Here is a 22,079-nt window from a genome sequence, read left to right as displayed (position 1 = left end):
CGCGCCTTTTGCATGTAAATTAGATGATAAATCGATACGATTTATCGATTTATCCGCAGCAATGCTGCAGTAAGAAAAGAGTAGTGTGATAGATATGTCAAAACGCGATTATTATGAAGTCCTTGGAGTGGCAAAAGACGCCAGCGAAAGAGACGTAAAAAAAGCGTATAAACGCTTAGCGATGAAATATCATCCAGATCGTACCGCAGGCGATAAAGAACTTGAAACTAAATTCAAGGAAGTAAAAGAAGCTTACGAGATCCTCACTGACAGTCAAAAACGTCAAATGTATGATCAATACGGCCATGCTGCGTTTGAACAAGGCGGTGGCGGTGGTGGTCATGGCGGCTTTGGTGGCGGCCATGGTGACTTTGGTGATGTATTTGGTGACGTGTTCGGTGATATTTTTGGAGGCGGTGGTGGCCGTCGTCAATCGCGTCAGCAACGAGGTTCAGACCTACGTTACAACATGGACTTAAGCTTAGAAGAAGCGGTTCGTGGTAAAGAAGTAGAAATTAAAGTACCTACGTGGGTGAGCTGTGAGCCATGTGACGGCAGCGGTGCAAAAGCGGGTTCTAAACCGAAAACATGTACGACTTGTCATGGTGCAGGCCAAGTGCAAATGCGCCAAGGTTTTTTTGCTGTGCAACAAACCTGTCCAACCTGTCAGGGCACTGGTCAGATAATTTCTGATCCATGTAATAGCTGTCATGGTCAAGGCCGTGTGGAAAAAACCAAAACATTATCGGTTAAAATCCCAGCCGGGGTTGATACTGGCGACCGCATTCGTTTATCTGGCGAAGGTGAAGCAGGGGTACATGGTGCACCCGCTGGTGACTTGTATGTGCAGGTATCGGTACGTGAACACCGTATCTTTGAGCGTGATGGTAATAACCTATATTGTGAAGTGCCGATTGGGTTTACAACGGCTGCTCTTGGTGGCGAAATTGAAGTACCGACTTTAGATGGTCGTGCTAAATTGAAGATCCCAGCTGAGAGTCAAACGGGCAAAATGTTCCGTATGCGCGGTAAAGGTGTTAAGTCTGTCCGTAGTGGCGCAGTTGGTGACTTGATCTGTAAAGTGGTAATAGAAACACCCGTTAAGTTAAATGAACGCCAACGCGAGTTATTGCAAGAGCTTGAGCAAAGCATGGGTAAGGATGGTTCTAAAAACCGTCCAAAAGAAAAAGGCTTTTTTGATGGTGTAAAAAAGTTCTTTGATGATTTAACTAAGTAATCACTCATTACTTACAAAATGGCGCTAATTAGCGCCATTTTTTATTGGCTAACAAAAGCTTATTAATCTGACAAAAATAAGCGCTTTGTTGACAACCACGCAGTAATACATATTCATAATGCTACCTTTACAGAGCGATTAGGCTCGTTAATCACCTGTCACTTAACGGCTATTTTATCTTATCAAATGAAATTTCGGCCCCTACCTATATGGGTAATTAAATGCCATTGCTGCTTTATTTTGCATTACTTATCGATATGATAATTAGTCTCACTTGCATGATTGAATAATCGGCGTAAAATCAGCGCCATTGATGTATAAAATGAAATGAGATGGCATGTTAACGTTAGACGAATTAGTAATTGGCCAACATGGCTCTGTTGTAAGCATCGATCCTAATGCGAGTTTGTTGCGCCAGAAATTACTTGCAATGGGTTTAACGCCAGGCGCTCCTGTCCACGTATTGCGCTTTTCTCCATTTGGCGATCCGATGATTGTCAAAGTTCGCGGTACCGTTCTTAGTCTTCGTAAATCCGAGGCAAAATCAATTAATTTGGAACTCGCAGTATGAATCCAAACATTGCCGTAATAGGTAACCCAAACTGTGGTAAAACTACACTATTCAACGCGTTAACCGGTAGCAAACAGAAAGTAGGTAACTGGTCAGGGGTGACCATCGATAAGAAAATTGGTCAATTTAAAGTGGCTGATCAGACTGTCGACTTGGTTGATTTGCCCGGCACTTATTCTTTAGATGTAAATGCACAAACCCCTTTAGATGAAAAAATTGCGCGTGATTATGCACTCAGTGGTGAATCACAACTGATCATCAATATTCTTGATGCATCAAATCTTGAACGCAATTTATACCTCACCGCTCAGCTGCTTGAGATGAAAGTACCTTTACTCGTCGTGCTAAATATGGTCGATGTGGCAAAACGAAATGGTTTAGTAACGGATCCAAAGGCGCTAGAAAAGCGACTTGGATGCCCTGTGATTGCCTTAAGTGCAAATAATAAAACAGACATTACTGGTTTAAAAGAGTTTATTGCACAAGGGCTTAAACTTAAAAAAGTATCAATGCATATCCCTAGTTATGAGCAAAAAATAACGCAAGCGGCCAACAACATTGCAGCCAGTTTTACTGCCAATAATAAACCGATAGAAAACATCGACACTGATTGGTTGTCATTGCGGTTATTAGAGCAAGATGAAAGCTGTTTTGGCTATGCTGATAAACAAACACTGGCAGTGGCAAAAGCTGAATTTGAACAGTTTGCCGATCACCATGAACTTGATGTGCTTTTTGCCAATGGTCGTTATGAGTTTGCCCATCAACTGGCTGTACTTGCTCAAAATACTAAAGGCATCGCCTCTGAAACCATTAGTGATAAAATAGATGCGGTAGTGATCAATCGTTTTTTAGGGATCCCAATATTTTTAGGGATCATGTATTTAATGTTTACTGTTGCGGTAAATGTAGGCGGCGCATTTATAGACTTTTTCGATATTGCTGTAGGTGCGATTTTAGTCGATGGCTTTGGTGAAATATTAACTTCATTAGGCGCACCTGATTGGCTACGCGCATTGCTTGCGGACGGTATAGGTGGTGGTATTCAGCTTGTTGCCACCTTTATCCCGGTGATTGGCTTTTTATACTTTTGTTTAGCCTTTATTGAAGATTCAGGTTATATGGCGCGTGCTGCTTTTATCATGGATAGATTAATGCGCGCCATTGGTTTACCGGGTAAAGCGTTTGTGCCTTTAATTGTTGGCTTTGGCTGTAACGTGCCATCAGTAATGGCAACTCGTACTTTAGAAACCCATAAAGATCGCTTACTGACTATTGCCATGTCACCATTTATGTCATGTGGCGCGCGCTTAAGTGTGTATGCCTTGTTTGTCGCTGCCTTTTTTACCACTAATGGCCAAAACTTAGTATTTGCACTGTATATTTTAGGTATTGTTATGGCGGTATTAACCGGTTTGGTACTTAAAAATACCTTGTTTAGTCCAACGCTTACCCCGTTTATTCTCGAATTACCTGCGTATCATATGCCAACGGCAAAAGGCGTACTTTACAAAGCATGGGAGCGCTTAAAAAGCTTTTGTATGCGCGCCGGTAAAACTATAATTGTGGTGTTTGTTATTTTAAAAATATTAAGCTCCATAGGTACTGATTTTACTTTTGGCAATGACAACACAGATAAATCGATGCTCAGTGAAATTTCAAAAATTGCAACACCGGTGTTTGCTCCTATCGGGGTAGAGCAAGATAATTGGCCTGCAACTGTCGGTATTTTTACTGGCGTATTTGCTAAAGAGGCAGTAGTTGGCACTTTAGATAGTTTATATTCAAATTTAGATGGCGTAGCGGCTGTGAATGAAGAGCCAGTTAATGTCATCGATAAAGTGGCTGAAGCATTCGCGAGTATTCCTGCAAACCTAATAGACGTATTTGGTAATTTACTCGATCCACTGGGTTTAAATGTCACTAATGTGAGCGATCAAAGTAGTGCGGCCATTGATCAAGAAGTGAATGTATCGACCTTCGCAACCATGGAAAACCTATTTAGCAGTCAACTTGCTGCATTCAGTTACTTAGTTTTTGTATTGCTTTATACACCGTGTGTGGCGGTGATGGGCGCTATGTACCGAGAAGCTGGAATGAAATGGATGCTATTTGTTGCAATTTGGTCAACAGGGCTTGCTTACATCACAGCCTCTGTGGTGTATCAAGTGGGTAACTTTAAGCAATCTCCGATGTTTTCGGCATTTTGGTTACTCGGGTGCGCTGTCGTTATTGCATTGGCAATAAGCTCTATGCGTATTTATGGTAATAAAATGGCTGCAAAGAGTCGTTTAATCCCTGTTGTTAATATTATTTAGCCAGTATATATAGTTTAAAAAAGAGTACCTTGGTACTCTTTTTTTGTTAATTTTAAAGCAGTTAACAATTCAATGGAGTTAGTCATGACGCCAGCCACACAATTATTAAAAAAACACAAGGCCACTTTTGAGCTGCTCAGTTATGAGCATAACTCAAGTACACATAGCTTTGGTTTAGAAGCTGTTGAAAAGTTAAATCTAGCCGCTGAGCAGGTTTTCAAAACCTTAGTATTTGAAACCAATGAATTGCAGTTAGTAGTGGCAATTACGCCTGTGAGTCAACAAGTTAACTTAAAGCTCTTAGCAAAAGCATGTGGTGTTAAAAAAGTACATATGGCCGCTGCACAAAAGGTAGAAAATAGCACCGGATATATTCTTGGTGGCGTAAGTCCATTAGGGCAAAAAAAACGCTTAGCAACTTACCTTCATAGTAGCGCAAAGCAGTTTGATATTATTTATGTAAGCGCTGGTAAACGCGGCCTTGAAATTGCACTTGATCCCAATACATTAATAAAACTGTGTAATGGCAAATTAGCTGACTTTTAGTGGTGATTTACAGTGTTAGTTAACAGTCGATAAGCTAACAGTAATACCTTGCACAAACTTTAACATATGTTTATTTTCCCTCATTTTTTTCTATTGTTATTGAGGTTTAATTATTTTAGCGTTTTTTAGTAAAAAAAAATCAACTAAATACTTTTCAGCGTACAAGTGTTAGCTCTTTTTATTCAATGGCTTAGATAGCCTAAAAATAAATAAATTGAAAAAACTGTTAAAAAATTGCTTAGAGTAATTGATCTAAACCATTTTTTATGACGTAATGTAGGTATTATTGTCTGGTCGGATGAGTTGATTATGAGTTTACGTACAAAATTAAAAAAAGTATTACCAAGTATTTCTATCACTGAACAAGAAGCCCTTGATGCGGGTGATGTGTGGTTAGAAGGCTCTATTTACCAAGGTAAGCCTGACTTCAACGCACTTCGCGCAGTCCCTGCTGCTGTATTGAGCGCAGATGAACAAGCATTTATCGACGGCCCATTACAAGAGCTATTGGGTATGATCGACGATACAGAAATTCAAAATGGCATTCATTTACCTGAATACATTTTAGATTTTCTGAAAAAGGAACGTTTCTTTTCACTGATCATTCCTAAATCATTCGGTGGTTTAGAGTTTAGCCCTTACGCAAACTCAACTATCGTTGGCACAATCGCCACTAAAAGTTCTGCTGTTGCAGTAACCGTTATGGTTCCTAACTCGTTAGGCCCTGGTGAGTTACTACTGCACTTTGGTACTAAAGAGCAGCAAGCACATTATTTACCACGCCTAGCCAATGGCCGTGACATTCCATGTTTTGCACTCACAAGCCCAGAGGCTGGTTCTGATGCCGGTGGCATTCCAGATTTAGGTACTGTGACTAAAGGCATGTATAACGGCGAAGAAGTACTTGGTCTTGAGATCACTTGGGACAAGCGTTATATCACCCTTGCGCCAATTGCCACCGTACTTGGTTTAGCATTTAAAGTGGTTGATCCAAATGGCTTGCTAGGTGGTAAAGAAAACCTCGGTATTACGTGTGCACTTATTCCAAAAGAGCACCCAGGTGTTGAACTTGGTAATCGCCATGATCCAATGGGGATTCGTTTTTACAACGGTACTACGCGTGGCAACAAAGTATTTGTACCAATGGACTTCATTATTGGTGGGCAAAAGAACATCGGCCGAGGCTGGCAAATGTTGGTTAGCTGTTTAGGTGCTGGCCGTGGTATTTCATTACCTGCATTAGGTGTTAGTTCATCTCAGGTAGCATTTAAAGGTGCGTCTGAATATGCTGCGGTACGTGAGCAATTTGGCTTAGCAATCGGTCAGTTTGAAGGTATTCAAGAAAAACTCGCTGATATTGCTGGTAAAACATACCTGCAAGAAGCAATGCGTGTACTTACAACCGAAGGTTTAGGCATGGGCTTAAAGCCATCGGTTGTGACTGCAATTGCAAAATATCACATGACTGAAATTGGTCGCGACGTGCTTGACTCAGCAATGGATATTCAAGCTGGTAAAGCAATTCAGAACGGCCCGCAAAATACGTTAGCAAGCGGCTATGTTGCGCAGCCAATTGCCATCACGGTTGAAGGCGCTAATATTCTTACCCGTAACTTGATGATCTTTGGTCAAGGTGTAATGCGTTGTCACCCATATTTACAATCGATGGTTGAATCAATCCACAGCGAAGATAAAAACGCAGATAAAGAATTTAACAGCATTCTACGCAAAACAGTCGGTTATAGCGTAGCAAACAGTTTACGTGCATTTCGTTTAGGCGTATTACCGTTTACTGCCGGTGCTAATTCACCACTTCCAGAAGTACGTGAATATGAAAAAGCAGCTCATAAATTATCAGCTAAATTAGCAGTATATGCAGATTTTTCGTTACTGGTACTCGGCGGAAAACTTAAACAAGCGGAAATGCTATCAGCCCGTTTAGGCGATGTAATGAGCTTCTTATATGCGGCAATGGCATCAATTAAATATTATGAGCAAAAAGTGGCAAGCAGTGAACGCGAGCAAGCAGCGCCATATTTCCACTACGCAACACGTTTTGCATTACAAAGCGCCGAACAAGCATTGCATAAGTTTTTAGACAACTTCCCTGCAAGTGGCACACGTAAGTTTATGCGTTTTATTACTATGAACTATTCGACTAAAATGCCAAAAATTAGCGATGACTTAATTCGCGAATTAGCTACACAGGCGCAACTTGACACGGCATTTAAAAAGCAAATCACACACTTAGTTAAACCTATTGAAGGTGATGGACATTACATTAACGAGCAAGCGTATAAAGCGAAAATGGGCTGTTTAGATTTACTCGCAAAAGTGAAAAAAGCCTTGCGTGCTAAAACAATCAAACCAGGTATTCGTTTTGCACTTACTCTTGATAATGCACTTGTAGCAAATGTAATCACTGAAGAAGAATACGCTAAACTGATTGATTACAACAAAAAACGTGAACGCGCAATTCGTGTTGATGAGTTTGATTTTGATATGAACTTATTAGACGAAAATGCAAAACCGATAAACCCACTGAAAAGTGTTGTTAATCAGTAATATTTTTTAATTCAACAATGTAAGCGTCTGCAGTATAGGCGCTTTTTTTGTGCTAAAAAACTTAGAATCCATATTTATTCGTTAATAAGACAAGTGTTATTCCGCCGGCACAGTAATATGTTATTCAATTGTAAGTCTATAGGTTGTAAAACTTTATGATTGTATTTGCTGTTAAAAAACGTTAATCTAAGTGCAAATTGTTTTTATTTGACTTGAAGGTCCATGTTTAATCCAACTATTTCTTACATCTCTATGGCAGTTACATTAGCAATGTCGAGTGTAGCTTTTGCAAATGAGCAAGGCACAGAAGAAGCAAATATCGAAAAAATCTCTGTGCTAGGGCAACGGTTAGAATATAATACCAGCGCTACAGGCTTAATGCTTTCAGTGCAACAAACTCCTCAGTCTATCTCTGTAATTGATGCGCAAGCAATTCAAGACTTTGCACTGGATAATGTGGCAGATGTCGTGGGGATGGCTGCGGGGATCAATGTTCAAAAAGCAGAAACCAGCCGTTTTTTCTTTAGCGCACGTGGTAATCCCGTTACCAATTTTCAGTATGATGGCTTACCGGTTTTTTATAATAGCTTTTTTTCAGAGGCAGTATCAGACTCCATTCTTTTTGAGCGTGTGGAAGTAGTTAGAGGCGCGACGGGCTTACTATCTGGAGCGGGTGAACCTTCAGCGGCAATCAATTTGATCCGTAAAAAAGCAGGTTTTGAACAACAAGGTTACGTTACTGCGAAAGTTGGTTCATGGCAAAATGTTAGACTTGAAGGTGATTTTAACACGCCACTCAATAGCGATGGCAGTATTCGTGGCCGTGTTGCTGCGAGTATTGATCAAGGTGAAAGCCATGTTGATTTAGCTGAAAAAGATAATCTTCAACTTTATACAACCGTGGGTTTTGATTTAGGCGCGAATACTGAGATGAACATCGGAATAGAGCATGCGAAACGTAGGCCTAAAGGCTCTACATGGGGTGCATTACCTTTATTTTATGCAGATGGCTCCTCTGCTGATGATTTAGCTATATCAAGTACAACGGCAGCAAACTGGACCTATTGGGACCGCGATAATACCAGTGCCTTTGTTAATTTAGCGCATAGCTTTACAAATGGGTGGCAGTTGAGAGCAGAATACGAACGCCGAGATGATAAAATGGATGGCAAACTATTATACTTAAGCGGGCATCCTGATCGAGACACTGGGCTTGGTATGAGTGGTTCGTCAATGATTTATCAAAGTGATCGTACTTTGGATAGTGCGCGCATATACGCAGATGGTCCTTTTGAGTTGTTTTCTCGAGAGCACCGCTTGATTGTTGGGGCTAATTTAAGTGATCAGCATGTCACTTCTGATTCATTTTATGCTATCAGTGGTGATCCCGTTGGAAACTTTTTACAGTGGGATGGCAGTGTATCTGAACCTACTTATGCAGATACGGCTATTACCGGAAAAAATAACGAAGAGCAGGTTGGGGCGTATATTGCTACACAACTGAGTGTAACGGATAAGCTAACCCTTGTTCTAGGGAACCGCTTTAGTCGCTATGATTATGAAAATGAGGTAGACAGTGCTGATAATTACAAACAAACGGGCATTAACACTCCTTATGCGGGACTAGTGTTCTCACCTGTACCTACGGTATCAATTTATACAAGCTACACTGAAATTTTCCATCCACAAAATGCAAAAGACAAAAATGATCAACGTCTTGATCCTGTAGAGGGTAGCAACTTAGAGGCAGGCGTAAAAAGTACTTGGCTTGATGAACGATTACTTGTTACCGCTGCCGTATTTAAGGTCGAAAAAGATAATGTAGCAGTACTAGACCCTTCATTCACAGAACCATTGCCAGATGGTAGCTTTCCATATATCGGGAAAAAAGGTACGCAGAGTAAAGGTTTTGAGGTGGAAGTTTCAGGACAAGTGACTGATTCATTTAATGCTAATTTCAGCTACGCACATACCAAATCTGAAGATGAAAATGGTGATCCTTTTGCAACCCATAACCCTGAACACTTAGTTAAGCTCTCTGGAATGTATGATTATAATGAAGCGTTTAAATTTGGTGTTAATGCACATTGGCAAAATGAAATCTACAATGAAAATGTAGGTCCTAATAATGCTCACCGTGCAGAGCAAGCAAGTTATTGGCTGGTTAATATGATGGCGCGTTACAAGTTTACAGATCAGTTTAGCGGCCAAATGAATATCAATAACGTGTTTGATAAAAAATATTACTCCAGTATTGATTTTTATAACCAAGGCTTCTTTGGCGCACCACGTAATATTGAAGCTTCAGTAAGGTATCAGTTTTAACCACTCTCTATTTATCATAGCTTACCCCGCAAGTTAAAGCGGGTAAGCTATTCCTTCTTAGGTAGTTTACTTGATTAGATCTAATCACTTTTTGTACTTAAAGTGAGTGGGCAATGTCATTGTTGCCAAACACCAATGTAATGCAAAAAGCCATAAACTTGCGAATGAAAGTAAATCAAAGCCGACTATTTTTTAGTACCTTCAGATCCTAGCATACATGTTTACAATATCGCCAACATCTAGCTACAGAGTTTATTCATGTCGCTTTGCGATAAGATTTATTGATTAATCTTTATATGTAAACTCGCCAAACGAGTAAGATAAAATTTTTTGTTGATTATTTAAGGTGGTGTTCAGAAGGTAAATGATAGGGTAAAAATAAGTTATTTACTAAGTAAGCTGCACTCGCACCTAGGAATAGTGTGTTTGCTGTTTTCATTAAAATAGACAAAGGATTATAGTCTCATGAAGCAAGTCATGTCTTTTTTTCATTTAGTACTACGATCTTTTCTACCTATTTGCGCGGCGATAACAGCCTTGTTTCTAATCATTTTTGACTCATATAATTATTGGACACTCAGTTTAATTATTATACTTGCACTTTTATCTTTTCTTGGCGTTAGAGACCGCTTTCAAAAGAGTAATACACTTTTGAGAAATTACCCTGTAATTGCATGGGTGCGCCATATTTTTTATGATTTGCGTCCATTTTTGCGTCAATACATTGTAGAAGATGATTTAGAAGGGACGCCATATAGTTTTGCTGCGCGTAATCTTATTTATAATCGGGCTCAGGGTAAAAGTGACACACAGCCGCTGGGCACTGAGCGAAATGTCCGTGAAGATGGTTATACATGGGTGTGCCACTCAATGGCACCAAGCGCAGAGCCTGATAAAAAACCACGTGTCACGATTGGTAATGAGCAGTCTAGCCAACCCTATAATGCATCTTTATTAAATATTTCGGCCATGAGCTTCGGTGCTTTATCTGGGCGAGCGATAGAGGCTTTAAATAAGGGCGCTTCAATTGGTGGATTTTATCATGACACCGGTGAAGGAGGGCTTAGCAAATATCATAAAAAACACGGTGGCGATATTGTATGGGAACTCGGCACTGGCTATTTTGGTTGTCGTGATAAACATGATCGTTTTGATCCCAAGCAATTTGCTGACCAAGCGCAAATCGAACAAGTAAAAATGACTGAAATTAAGCTAAGCCAAGGTGCAAAGCCGGGTCATGGTAGCATGTTGCCAGGCTCTAAAGTAACCCAAGAAATAGCCAACGCGCGACAAGTGCCTATTCATCAAGATTGCTTGTCTCCCTCAGGGCATTCTGCATTTTCAACCCCGATTGAGCTTCTGGAATTTGCGCAAAATATGCGTCAGTTATCAGGCAATAAACCCGTAGGTCTGAAGCTCTGTGTTGGCATGCCTCATGAAGTGATGGCATTAGGCAAAGCAATGTTAAGTACAGGGATTTATCCTGATTTTATCGTTGTAGATGGTGCCAAAGGCGGCACCGGGGCAGCTCCTAGTGAACTGTCTGATTGGGTTGGTATGCCTTTAGAAGATGGTCTCGTAATGATGCAAAATATGTTAGTGGGCACAGGGCTCAGAAAACATATTAAGTTAGGTGCCAGCGGTAAAATTTATAATGGTATGGGAATGGCAAAGCACATTGCTTTAGGAGCTGACTAGTGTAATGCGGCGCGTGCATTTATGTTTTCGATTGGTTGCGTTCAGGCGCGGCGTTGTGACAAGGGAACTTGTCCTACAGGCATTGCAACACAAGATCCGCAACGTCAACGCTCCTTAGATATTGATATACAATCTTAACGGGCTGCTCGCTTTCATGCCAAAACTCTCTCAGCACTGGCTGAAATTGTAGGCTCAAGTGGTGTTATTCACCCAAGCGAGCTTAACCCGCATCAAATTATTACCCGTGTTAACGCTGCTCAATCTAAGTCGATTATTGATATTCACCCGCTTTTGCCTGCAAATAGCTTGCTTGACGCACCTAAAGATACAGCCTATGGCGATTGGTGGGAGGCGGCTTCACCGGATACATTCAAACCCATTAAAGACATAACACAAGCGATGGGAAAAACTTTATCAGCACATAATAGAGGGCATTATTAATGAGTATTACAGTTTCCGAAGTAATTGCTGACACGCTAATAAAAGCGGGTGCAAAACGTTGTTATGGTATTGTGGGTGATACAATTAACCACTTTACTAATGCAATCAGTAAAACGTCTCTAGAGTGGATCAATGTTCGACATGAAGAAGTGGGGGCATTCGCTGCTGGCGGTGAAGCATATATGACTAGGCAATTAGCTGTGTGTGCCGGCACCTGTGGTCCTGGAAGCTTGCATTTTGTTAATGGTATTTTTGAAAGCCATCGTAACGGATCGCCAGTTGTACTCATTGCTTCAAATGTAGATAGCTCTGAAGAAGGCATGGGGTTTCCACAGGAATTAGACCAAACTAAGATATACGATCAGTGCTCCGTTTTTTGCCAGCGTATTAATCATCCTAGTCAAGCAAGACGGATCGTTGCCCAAGCGGCCCAAGCTGCGTTAACTCATCAAGGTGTCGCGGTGGTTGTAGTGAATGGCGATATATTTAAAAATAAAATTGAAGATGATATCGCTTGGTCGGTACACCAACCACAGCCGTTAATTCGTCCAAATGACGCAGATTTAAACACCTTGGCGGGTATGATCCATAGTGCAAAGCGGATCACGATTTATGCGGGGATTGGCGCACGTGAATCACATGACCAACTAGTTGCGCTTGCTGATAAAATAAAAGCACCTATTGCACACAGCTCTCGTTCAAAAGAGTTTGTTGAACCTAATAATCCGTTTAATGTAGGTATGACAGGTATACTAGGTAATTTGGCTGGCATGCAAGCAATGGATGACTGTGATCTATTGCTATGTTTAGGCTCTGACTTCGCCTATACCCAGTTTTATCCGAAAAATGCACAAATTGTTCAAGTTGATACACAGGCGAAACATTTAGGAAGACGTACACCTATCGATTTGGGGTTGGTGGGTGATGTAGCCAATACAATTGAGGCATTACTGCCTTTACTTGAACAGCGCTCTGATGATTCTCATCTAAATAATGCACTAGAGCAGTGGCACAAGGACAAAAAAGAGTATGCAGGAAAAGCAAGGCATGAGAGTGAGCTCATTCACCCTCAGTATCTAACGCAATTACTCAGTGATAAAGCCGATAGAAATGCCATATTTACCGCTGATGGTGGGAGTCCGATGGTCTGGTTACTACGCCATTTAGAGGCTACAGGCGAGCGTCGATTCTTAACAAGCCTACTGCATGGAACAATGGCAAATGCGTATCCCCAAGCGCTAGGTATTGCAAATGCATACCCACATCGGCAAGTGATTGCGATGTGTGGTGATGGTGGTTTAACAATGTTAATGGGGGATTTGCTGACACTAGTACAAGAGCAAATCCCAGTGAAATTATTGGTTTTCAATAACGAATCCCTTGGATTTGTTGAAATGGAACAACGGGTTGAAGGTCTACTAGATAACTATACGAGTCTGCATAACCCAAATTTTGCTTCATTAGCTGAACAAATTGGTCTGCAGGGGTGGCAAGTCGATACTCCAGAGCGACTCCCAGATACGATGCAAGCTTGGTTAGATCATAAAGGACCTGCATTATTAGAAGTTAAAGTTAATCGCATGGAATTAGTAATGCCTCCTAAAATAGAGGCTAACCAAGTTGCTTCTACTGCCTTATTTGGAGTAAAAGCCGTTCTTAATGGTCGCTCAGATGAAGTGATTTCATTAATCCGAGATAACTTTATTAAGTAACAACGCCTTTTAAAATGGGAGGTATTACGATACCTCCGGTTTTTACTCATAGTGCCTCAACGTTTCTCGCTATGTTAATAAAATTATTCCTTCCCTAACAAGCGCTAGGATGCTCTTTGTGTTCAGGTCATTCAATCTAGCCCAGCACCATTAGGTGTCAGGATAAGTAGTTGAAATAGTGAGGGTGAGTTTGTGTAAAGGGCTGATTTGTATGAATTGACTCAACCACGATTCTCGGGGCTCAATAAAAAGCCCCATTTCATAATTTTAGACTGCGGGCTAAATATTATATTTACTTGTTTTGTTTTTCTATTTCTATTATTTGTTTGTCTATTTGATCTGCTTCAAAGGAAAGTTCTGAGTATTTGCGTATATCGCCATTACGTTGGGCATGCATTGCTTGTTCTAGTTTTATAGAAAGCTGCTTATGTAACTTTTTAGTTGGGTCTTTCTTAAAGAATGAAAACATATATTACTCGTTTAATAACTGGTGCAGATTGATACGTTTCAATCAATGCATTGGTTTACATTATGTTGAAATAGTAAGCTGGCAAAAGATAATGATTGCTAACATGTAGTTAAGTAGTGAGCTGTGTTGCCTGTAAGCGCTTTAATCTTAAAATGTTTATGTCATACTAGGTGTTTTATGAATATTGGTGCGTATGTCTTTTTATCTGCCATTAATTGGTCTTCATTATAAAAATATTAAAATCACTGAAACAATCACTGCTTTATGGAGTGGCTGTGGTGAAATAGTGCGTTGTCGTTTAGACGGTAAAGCCTGCGTCATTAAAGCGATTAGTGTGCCCGATCACATAAATCATCCGCGAATTTCGCAAACTGAGTTTGCAATTAACCGAAAGCGTCACTCTTATGAAGTCGAATTTTATTGGTATCAGCATTATGCGACGCGATTACCATCTAGAGCAGGTGCTTTAAGGTGTTTTAATGCCATAGAACATGAGCAGCACAAAGTCTTAGTGTTTGCTGATTTTACAGAGTGTGGCTTTGTAAACGCAAAACCAATCCATACACATGTTACAGCCATTATTAAGTGGTTGGCGTATTTTCATGCTTTTCATTTTCAAGTCAAAGCTGATGGCTTATGGCCGCAGGGGAGTTATTGGCATTTAGCCACTCGGCCAGACGAGTATGAAAAAATGGCAGATTGTGCTATCAAGCAACAAGCACACAGCATCGATCAAACTATTCGGGCATGTCAGTATCAAACGCTTATTCATGGTGATGCAAAACTTGCGAACTTCGCTGTTAATAGTTCGACTATGGAAGTTTTAGGATATGACTTTCAATATGTTGGCGCTGGAGTAGGTGTTATTGACGTTATGTACTTTTTGGGTAGTTGTTTAAATGAACAGCAATTACAACAAAGAGCTGATGATTACTTAGCCGATTACTTTAAATATTTTGCCAACGCCATGCACATATTTGATAAAAGCGCATATAGCCATGCTGCTATTAACGAATGGCAAACCTTATGGCCAGTTGTATGGGCTGACTTTTACCGATTTTTAATGGGCTGGAGTCCAGAACACGTAAAAATTAATGCTTATATGCAATATCAAATTACAAAAACAAATTTTGGGGTAACGTAGAATGACGAAACAGATCCGTTGGGGAATGATTGGCTGTGGCGCTGTAACCGAGGTGAAAAGTGGCCCTGCGTATAAAAATACGAAAGGTTTTGTGTTGCAAGGCGTTACTCGACGAGATACCGCACTCGCTGAAGATTACGCAAAACGCCATAACGTGCCTATGGTATTTAAAACGGCCGATGAATTGATCGTAAGTTCTGATATTGATGCCGTGTATATCGCAACGCCTCCAGATAGCCATATGGAGCTTGCGCTAAAAGTTGCTGCTGCGGGCAAACCATGTTGTATTGAAAAACCACTGGCGCCTACATTGGCTCACAGTGAAGTTATTCTTGAAGCTTTCAGCAGTAAAAATGTTCCCTTGTTCGTCGCGTATTATCGACGTTCTTTACCGCGCTTTAATAAAGTAAAAAGCCTGATTGACACGGGCGAAATCGGCCAGGTGCGACATATTAATTGGCACTTAAGTAAAGCCTCCAGCGAGCAAGATAGATCAGGTGTTTACAATTGGCGTACCGATAAAACTATCGCACCAGGAGGTTATTTTGATGATTTAGCCAGCCATGGTCTCGATTTATTTGGTTACTTATTTGGTGATTATGAACAAGTGAAAGGACTGGCGACAAACCAGCAAAACTTATATGGCGCTTTTGATGCAATCACTGCGTGTTGGCAGCATAAAAACGGTATTACCGGCTCAGGAAGTTGGAACTTTGGTGGTTTTTCTCGTTTTGATGTTGTTACTTTATACGGTGAAAAGGGCGAGATCAGCTTTAGCGTATTTGATGAGCAAGCAATTACGGTTATTAACGAAAGTGGTCAGCAACAACTGAGCATTGAAAACCCGCCTCATGTTCAACAATATCATGTGCAAAATATGGCCTCGTCATTATTTGAAAATATTACACATCCGTCAACAGGTCATTCGGCCGCACATACTAGTTGGGTGATGGAGCAAATTTTAAACAACTAAATCAGCGTGCAGGTATTGCTACGTTAAAAGCATCTTGTAATGCGTGTAATATCAGCGCCTGCTCCGGCGGTGCAAATATTTGTGTGTGACTACTAATGATTATTTTCTGGATTTCAGGCGTTTGTAATGCTTGATCAAATAATGCAATCACTTGCTTTCCTTGTTCTGACTGCGAGCATGCAATATAGCCAAACACTGTTTGATTCGTGTCGTCTAGGCTGAGATAGCGGATATTTTCTGTGCTTGGATCTGTACCGTGACGAGAAGTAAACACCGATCTGTATTCAATAACGGCATCGAACTTATTTTGAAATAGCATTTGACTAAGGCGATAAGCACCTGTTGTGCCGCCTAAGCTCATAAATGATTTAGGATGCTTGGTAATATAATTATCTATTTCGTGACCATATGAACGCCCTGAAGCAATGCCGATGGTGAGATTATATTTATTTACCGCATCATTTAAACTAATATTTTCAGGCAATTCTGGATGATTATACACCACTAAGCGGTTGGCCGGAAAAGCCATAATTGGGGAGGTACTAAATAATGCATTTTCAAGGCGATCAGGTGTTTTGACTTTATTGTACAAACACACATCTTTCATTGCATGCAATTGTTGCCACTCCCTTAATCTACTCGCTGTGATAAAGTTTAACGCGATTGCACCATTGAGCTGCTTTTCAATATCGAGCAAAAATTGAGTGGCTATGTTAAATGGATCATCATTTTCCTGTGATGCAAAGTCGGTCATCATTTGCACCTTTAATGGTTTTTTAGCCATCGCTAATGAAGGCATTATTGCTAAAATACCAATCAAGAGCCCAATAACAAACTTTGACATAAAACCTATGTGAGCAAATTATTCATAGCTATTATTATAGTGTAGTTGCGTTGAAAATGACAATTATCGGATTAAATGAGATAAAGCGCTGTATTAGGAACATAAAATAATTTTTTTATTGCACTGATCATGCTTTTTTAAAGTCTGATGGAATTTTTTAAGCTAAAATAAGCGCAATTTATTTTTCTTTTAGGCGCTATTATGACTATTCATGTAATTAACCACCCACTTGTTCAACATAAACTTGGCCTTATGCGAGAATATGGCATTAGTACTAAGAGTTTCCGTGAGCTTTCGTCTGAAGTGGGTACATTATTAACCTATGAAGCGACTAAAAACCTGCCACTGGAAAAAGTAACAATTACCAGTTGGGATGGTAATCAATTAGATGTTGAACACATCAAAGGTAAAAAAATTACTGTTGTGCCAATTTTACGTGCTGGCCTTGGCATGATGGATGGTGTTATGCAGTTACTGCCTGCTGCAAAAGTCAGTGTTGTGGGCCTGCAACGTAATGAAGAAACATTAGAACCAATTCCTTACTTTGAAAAGTTAGTAGGCAAAATTGATGAGCGCTTGAGCCTCGTTATTGATCCAATGCTCGCAACTGGGGGCTCGATGATTGCGACTATCGATATGCTGAAAAAAGCGGGTTGTAAAGAAATTAAAGTGATTGTATTGGTTGCCGCACCTGAAGGGGTTGAAAAAACCCTTGCAGCTCATCCTGATGTAGAGATTTTTACCGCATCATTAGACAGCCACTTAAATGAGAAAGGCTATATAATTCCTGGTCTTGGTGATGCTGGCGATAAAATTTTTGGTACTGTCTAACAGTGGATAACTCTACCTTTTCAATCAAAACAATTTTAACTGGGGCGCAAATGTTATTTGTCGCCTTTGGTGCCTTGGTGTTAGTTCCTTTATTAACGGGGCTTGATCCAAATGTGGCACTTTTTACGGCTGGTATTGGTACCTTGCTGTTCCATTTGGTAACTAAAGGTCAGGTGCCGATATTTTTAGCTTCATCATTTGCGTTTATCGCCCCTATTATTGCCTGCGTGCAGCTATGGGGTGTGCCTGCCACAATGGGGGGCTTAATGGCTGCAGGCGGGGCTTATATGTTGTTAAGTCTATTAGTGAAATTAAAAGGTGTAGCTACCCTGCATAAAATATTACCACCAGTTGTGGTCGGTCCGGTGATCATGGTAATTGGTTTAGCACTGGCACCTGTTGCAGTTAATATGGCAATGGGTAAAAGCGGCGATGGTTCAATTCAGTTGATTGCGTACGAGCAAGCCATTTGGGTGGCGGCATTTTCGTTGTTAGTGACGCTAATTTTCGCGGTATGGGGCAAAGGTGTATTTAAGCTGATCCCTATCTTAGCTGGAGTCATCGCAGGTTACAGTTTATCGCTATATTTAGGGATCGTGCAATTTGATGCTGTTACTAATGCACCGTGGTTTGCAATGCCAGCTTTTACTTGGCCTGAGTTTAAATGGCAAGCGGTGTTATTTATGGTGCCGGTGGCAATAGCCCCCGCTATTGAACATATTGGCGATATGATGGCGATTAGCCAAGTCACCAATAAAGACTATTTGAAAAAACCGGGCTTACATCGCACCTTGTTTGGTGATGGATTAGCTACTACTGCAGCGTCTATATTCGGCGGGCCACCTAATACCACCTATTCAGAGGTCACCGGTGCAGTGATGCTTACGCGTAACTTTAATCCTAAAGTGATGATGTGGACTGCCATTATCGCCATTATTTTAGCGTTTGTGGCTAAAATGGGCGCTGGTTTGCAAACCATACCAGTACCTGTGATGGGGGGGATCATGATTTTGCTGTTTGGCTCAATTGCTGTGGTGGGTTTAAATTCGTTAGTGAAAAGTGGAGAAGACTTAACGGCTCCACGTAACCTCAGTATTGTGGCACTCATTTTAGTGTGTGGCATTGGTGGTATGCATATCGGTGGCAACGAATTTAGCTTACAAGGCGTGAGCCTATGCGCTATTTTAGGCATAGTGCTTAATTTAGTGTTACCAAAGGCTGATAAGCCAACGTAATATTTTGCACATTCAGCTAATGATTTGCACCAAAATAGCGCATTTAATATGCGCTATTTTTTTAACTAACTAAAAAATATAAAGTTATAAAACTGGTCTAGTAACTGCATTTACCTCATTAACAGTGTCATACTGATCAGGAGCGTTTAATGCAAGAGACAAATATTGTGGATATCACCCCATTTTTAGCAAAACATCAGCTGCCACTCAAATATCAGTATTTGAGTGAACAGTATTTCGTCCCACTCGCTGAAGATATTCTCCACAGCAAACCAACTGATGGTCCAATGCTGGTGGCAATCAATGGTTGCCAAGGCTCAGGTAAAACGACATTAGCAGATTTTTTAGTTACTTGGATCAACTGTAATACAGCGTTTAATAGTATTGCGATGTCGATTGATGATTTTTATCACAGCCACGCGCATCGTCAACAATTAAGTAAAGATGTACATCCGTTATTTGCAACGCGTGGTGTGCCAGGTACCCATGATACAGCACTTATGCAGCAGACTTTTACCGCGTTACTTGCAGGTGAAGTAGGGGTGCCTTTGCCACAGTTTGATAAACAAACCGATGATCCAGTTACGCAAGCGTTATGGCCTACTAATAAACAGCCTGTTGATATCATTTTTTTTGAAGGTTGGTGTGTTGGTAGCATAGCGCAACAACCTTATCAATTACATCAATCAGTTAATCAATTAGAACAATACGAGGATCCTGAAGGTATTTGGCGACGCTGTGTAAACAGTTGTTTAGCGAATGAATACCAAGATATTTTTGCAATGATTGATTATACCGTGATGCTAAAAGCACCGTCATTTGCCGATGTATATGGGTGGCGATTAGAGCAAGAGCAAAAATTACTGTCGCATAAAGGACGAGGCCAAGGAACGTTCGATGAGCAACAATTAGTGCGATTTATTTCTCATTTTGAACGTATTACGCGAGAAAATTTAACTCAGTTACCAGAGCAGGCCGATGCATTACTGAGCCTAGATAAAGTACGTGATATTAGTGCCATGAAGCTTCGCGCTGATGATGTTGCAATGCCACTTATTTTCACTGATTTAGACGGTACGTTACTTGATCATAACGATTACCAATGTACTGAGATTGCTCCGTTTTTAAGCCAATTGAGTCGCGCAGGTATCGCTGTAGTTTTTAATACCAGCAAAACGTTTGCAGAGGTAATCGCACTGCAAAAATCACTTGGGTTAAACCAGCCGTTTATTATTGAAAATGGCGGGGCTGTATATATTCCAAAAAATTATTTTTCATTAAAACCAATTGGCTGCGAAGAGCTGGATGAACACTGGCGTTATGCGCTGTCGCCAACCAATAAACAGTTGTACAGTGAATTACTTGAATACGGTAGCGAGTTTAGTGCTTATTACCGTTTGTTCAGTCAATTATCAGCGCAAGAAGTCAGTCAGATAACAGACTTGAGCCTAGCACAAAGCGAACTTGCCCGTATTCGTGAATATTCAGATCCGCTTTTTTGGCAAGGCACAGAGCAACAGCTACTTGACTTTTTAGAAGCAATAAAACCGCTTGGTTATGAAGTGTTAATAGGCGGGCGTTTTATTCATTTAAATCGCAGTACCAATAAAGGTAAAGCGCAAAACTGGTTAGTAGAGCAATTTAAAAAACATTGTCGTCATGCTTTCACTACTATTGCACTGGGTGATAGCCAAAATGATATGGCGATGTTGGATGCCGCAGATATCGCGATTTTAATTAATAATCCTGCCAGTAAAGCCAAGGCAAAATTATCCCACAAACCATGGCGTGTTAGTGAACACCCAGCCCCACAAGGTTGGCTCGATGAAGTAGCAGATCTAAGTGTTATCAAAGCGCAATTAGCGTCTAAACAGGAGCAATCACATGGCTGATTTTTACCAAAATGGCATCATAACAACATTACATAATATTGCCGACCGTCCGCTGGCTGATCTAGAAGCTGAACTCGTTAGCTTTTCAAAACAACGGCCAATGGGCTTGATTTTACCCTCGCTGTACAGTGAACTTGAGGGCTCTGCATTACAAAATATTGTGCAAGAATTGAAACATGTTCCTTATTTGTCGCAAATTACGATTGGCTTAGACAGGGCCGATGAGAGTCAGTATCGTCATGCATTACAATTTTTTGCAGAGCTTGGCCAACATCACCGCGTGCTTTGGAACGAAGGGCCACGTTTGCAAGCACTCGATAAAGAGTTGCAAGCGTTAGGCGTCGCGCCGCGTGAACTCGGCAAAGGCCGTAATGTGTGGTACTGCATGGGTTATAAATTGGCAACGGCAAAAGTTGAGTCAATAGCACTGCATGATTGTGATATTTTAACTTATGACCGTAGTTTATTAGCGCGATTAATTTATCCAGTTGCTCACCCGCGCTTTAACTATGAATTTTGTAAAGGCTTTTACCCTCGTACTGCTGATGGCAAGATCAATGGCCGTGTATCGCGTTTACTCGTTACTCCTTTATTGCGTTCATTTAAAACCATTTTAGGCAGCACTGACTACCTTGAATATATGGATTCATTTCGTTATCCGCTGGCGGGGGAATTTTCGTTTCGCCGTGATGTGCTCAACGATATTCGTATTCCTAGCGATTGGGGCTTAGAGATTGGCGTACTGTCTGAAATGTACCGTAACTACTCACACAATCGCTTGTGCCAAGTAGATATTGCAGATAACTATGATCATAAACACCAAGCGCTGTCACTGGATAATCAAGCGGCTGGCTTGTCAAAAATGTCGATAGATATCACCAAAGCGCTGTTTCGTAAGTTAGCCACGCAAGGAGTGACATTTACCACGGAAACCATTCGGTCACTTAAAGCAACTTATTATCGTATCGCACTGGATTTTATTGAAACTTATCATAACGATGCCATGATGAACGGCTTAAAACTCGATATTCATCAAGAAGAAAAAGCAGTAGAAATGTTTGCGCAAAACATTATGAACGCAGGTGAGCATTTTTTACAGTATCCAATGGAAGCGCCATTTGTGCCAAGCTGGAACCGAGTTGCTTCAGCAATGCCAGATGTGTTTGCGCGTTTAGAAGAAGCAGTAGAGCTTGATAATAAAGAGTTTTCATAATAATACTTAAGCAGAGAAGTAATTACAGATAAATAATTAAAAATTAGTATAAACAACGGGGTAGG

The 22,079-nt window shown here is 40.7% G+C and carries 15 protein-coding genes and 1 pseudogene; 14 read left to right on the top strand and 2 right to left on the bottom strand.

The features are described from left to right. The first annotated feature begins 94 nt into the window (after positions 1 to 94). From dnaJ to H5187_RS05065, 8 genes and pseudogenes are all read left to right on the top strand, one after another. On the top strand, positions 95 to 1,237 hold the full coding sequence (gene dnaJ, locus H5187_RS05100) for a molecular chaperone DnaJ (protein WP_145236090.1): 1,143 nt from the start codon (positions 95 to 97) through the stop codon (positions 1,235 to 1,237). Positions 1,238 to 1,574: 337 nt separating this feature from the next. Then, the gene (locus H5187_RS05095) at positions 1,575 to 1,808 is read left to right on the top strand and encodes a FeoA family protein (RefSeq protein ID WP_149980124.1); all 234 of its coding nucleotides are present in this window, start codon (positions 1,575 to 1,577) and stop codon (positions 1,806 to 1,808) included. After that, positions 1,805 to 4,126 carry a Fe(2+) transporter permease subunit FeoB gene (gene feoB, locus H5187_RS05090; protein WP_182718718.1) on the top strand — a complete coding sequence of 774 codons (2,322 nt, stop codon included), beginning with the start codon at positions 1,805 to 1,807 and terminating at the stop codon, positions 4,124 to 4,126. Before H5187_RS05095 ends, feoB begins: the two co-directional genes overlap by 4 nt. A gap of 84 nt (positions 4,127 to 4,210) precedes the next feature. Next, positions 4,211 to 4,672: a Cys-tRNA(Pro) deacylase gene (gene ybaK, locus H5187_RS05085; RefSeq protein WP_145236081.1), complete on the top strand. Its 462-nt coding sequence runs from the start codon at positions 4,211 to 4,213 to the stop codon at positions 4,670 to 4,672. 309 nt (positions 4,673 to 4,981) lie between these two features. After that, on the top strand, positions 4,982 to 7,237 hold the full coding sequence (locus H5187_RS05080; RefSeq protein WP_182740080.1) for an acyl-CoA dehydrogenase: 2,256 nt from the start codon (positions 4,982 to 4,984) through the stop codon (positions 7,235 to 7,237). A gap of 222 nt (positions 7,238 to 7,459) precedes the next feature. Continuing rightward, a complete protein-coding gene (locus H5187_RS05075) occupies positions 7,460 to 9,562 on the top strand; it encodes a TonB-dependent siderophore receptor (protein WP_182797608.1) in 2,103 nt (700 codons plus the stop codon). 465 nt (positions 9,563 to 10,027) lie between these two features. Then, a pseudogene (locus H5187_RS24360) lies at positions 10,028 to 11,398 on the top strand (FMN-binding glutamate synthase family protein). Positions 11,399 to 11,700: 302 nt separating this feature from the next. Next, the gene (locus H5187_RS05065; protein WP_182797607.1) at positions 11,701 to 13,413 is read left to right on the top strand and encodes a thiamine pyrophosphate-dependent enzyme; all 1,713 of its coding nucleotides are present in this window, start codon (positions 11,701 to 11,703) and stop codon (positions 13,411 to 13,413) included. Positions 13,414 to 13,705: 292 nt separating this feature from the next. Here the strand turns inward: H5187_RS05065 and H5187_RS05060 are convergent, their stop codons facing one another. Further along, positions 13,706 to 13,882, bottom strand: coding sequence for a DUF6435 family protein (locus H5187_RS05060; protein ID WP_182718721.1), 177 nt, complete (start codon positions 13,880 to 13,882; stop codon positions 13,706 to 13,708). 193 nt (positions 13,883 to 14,075) lie between these two features. Between H5187_RS05060 and H5187_RS05055 the strand changes: the two genes are divergently transcribed. Then, positions 14,076 to 15,026, top strand: coding sequence for an oxidoreductase family protein (locus H5187_RS05055; protein ID WP_182718722.1), 951 nt, complete (start codon positions 14,076 to 14,078; stop codon positions 15,024 to 15,026). Position 15,027: 1 nt separating this feature from the next. Continuing rightward, positions 15,028 to 15,999, top strand: coding sequence for a Gfo/Idh/MocA family protein (locus H5187_RS05050; protein ID WP_182718723.1), 972 nt, complete (start codon positions 15,028 to 15,030; stop codon positions 15,997 to 15,999). A gap of 1 nt (position 16,000) precedes the next feature. Here the strand turns inward: H5187_RS05050 and H5187_RS05045 are convergent, their stop codons facing one another. Further along, entirely contained in the window at positions 16,001 to 16,843 is an 843-nt protein-coding gene (locus tag H5187_RS05045; RefSeq protein WP_182718724.1) for an ABC transporter substrate-binding protein, read from the bottom strand. Between the two features lie 201 nt (positions 16,844 to 17,044). Between H5187_RS05045 and upp the strand changes: the two genes are divergently transcribed. The 4 genes from upp to H5187_RS05025 all read left to right on the top strand — a co-directional run bounded on the left by upp (position 17,045) and on the right by H5187_RS05025 (position 22,014). Further along, positions 17,045 to 17,674 carry a uracil phosphoribosyltransferase gene (upp, locus tag H5187_RS05040; protein ID WP_145236059.1) on the top strand — a complete coding sequence of 210 codons (630 nt, stop codon included), beginning with the start codon at positions 17,045 to 17,047 and terminating at the stop codon, positions 17,672 to 17,674. Positions 17,675 to 17,676: 2 nt separating this feature from the next. Next, complete coding sequence (locus H5187_RS05035) at positions 17,677 to 18,909, top strand: uracil-xanthine permease family protein (RefSeq protein ID WP_182718725.1); 1,233 nt, start codon at positions 17,677 to 17,679, stop codon at positions 18,907 to 18,909. A gap of 149 nt (positions 18,910 to 19,058) precedes the next feature. Continuing rightward, complete coding sequence (locus H5187_RS05030; RefSeq protein ID WP_182767591.1) at positions 19,059 to 20,801, top strand: HAD-IIB family hydrolase; 1,743 nt, start codon at positions 19,059 to 19,061, stop codon at positions 20,799 to 20,801. Continuing rightward, entirely contained in the window at positions 20,794 to 22,014 is a 1,221-nt protein-coding gene (locus H5187_RS05025; RefSeq protein WP_182797606.1) for a glycosyl transferase, read from the top strand. Before H5187_RS05030 ends, H5187_RS05025 begins: the two co-directional genes overlap by 8 nt. Positions 22,015 to 22,079: the final 65 nt, after the last annotated feature.

The organism is Pseudoalteromonas sp. SG44-1 (genome assembly GCF_014164315.1).
Lineage (GTDB): Bacteria > Pseudomonadota > Gammaproteobacteria > Enterobacterales > Alteromonadaceae > Pseudoalteromonas > Pseudoalteromonas rhizosphaerae.
This window is presented reverse-complemented; position numbering and strand designations above follow the sequence as displayed.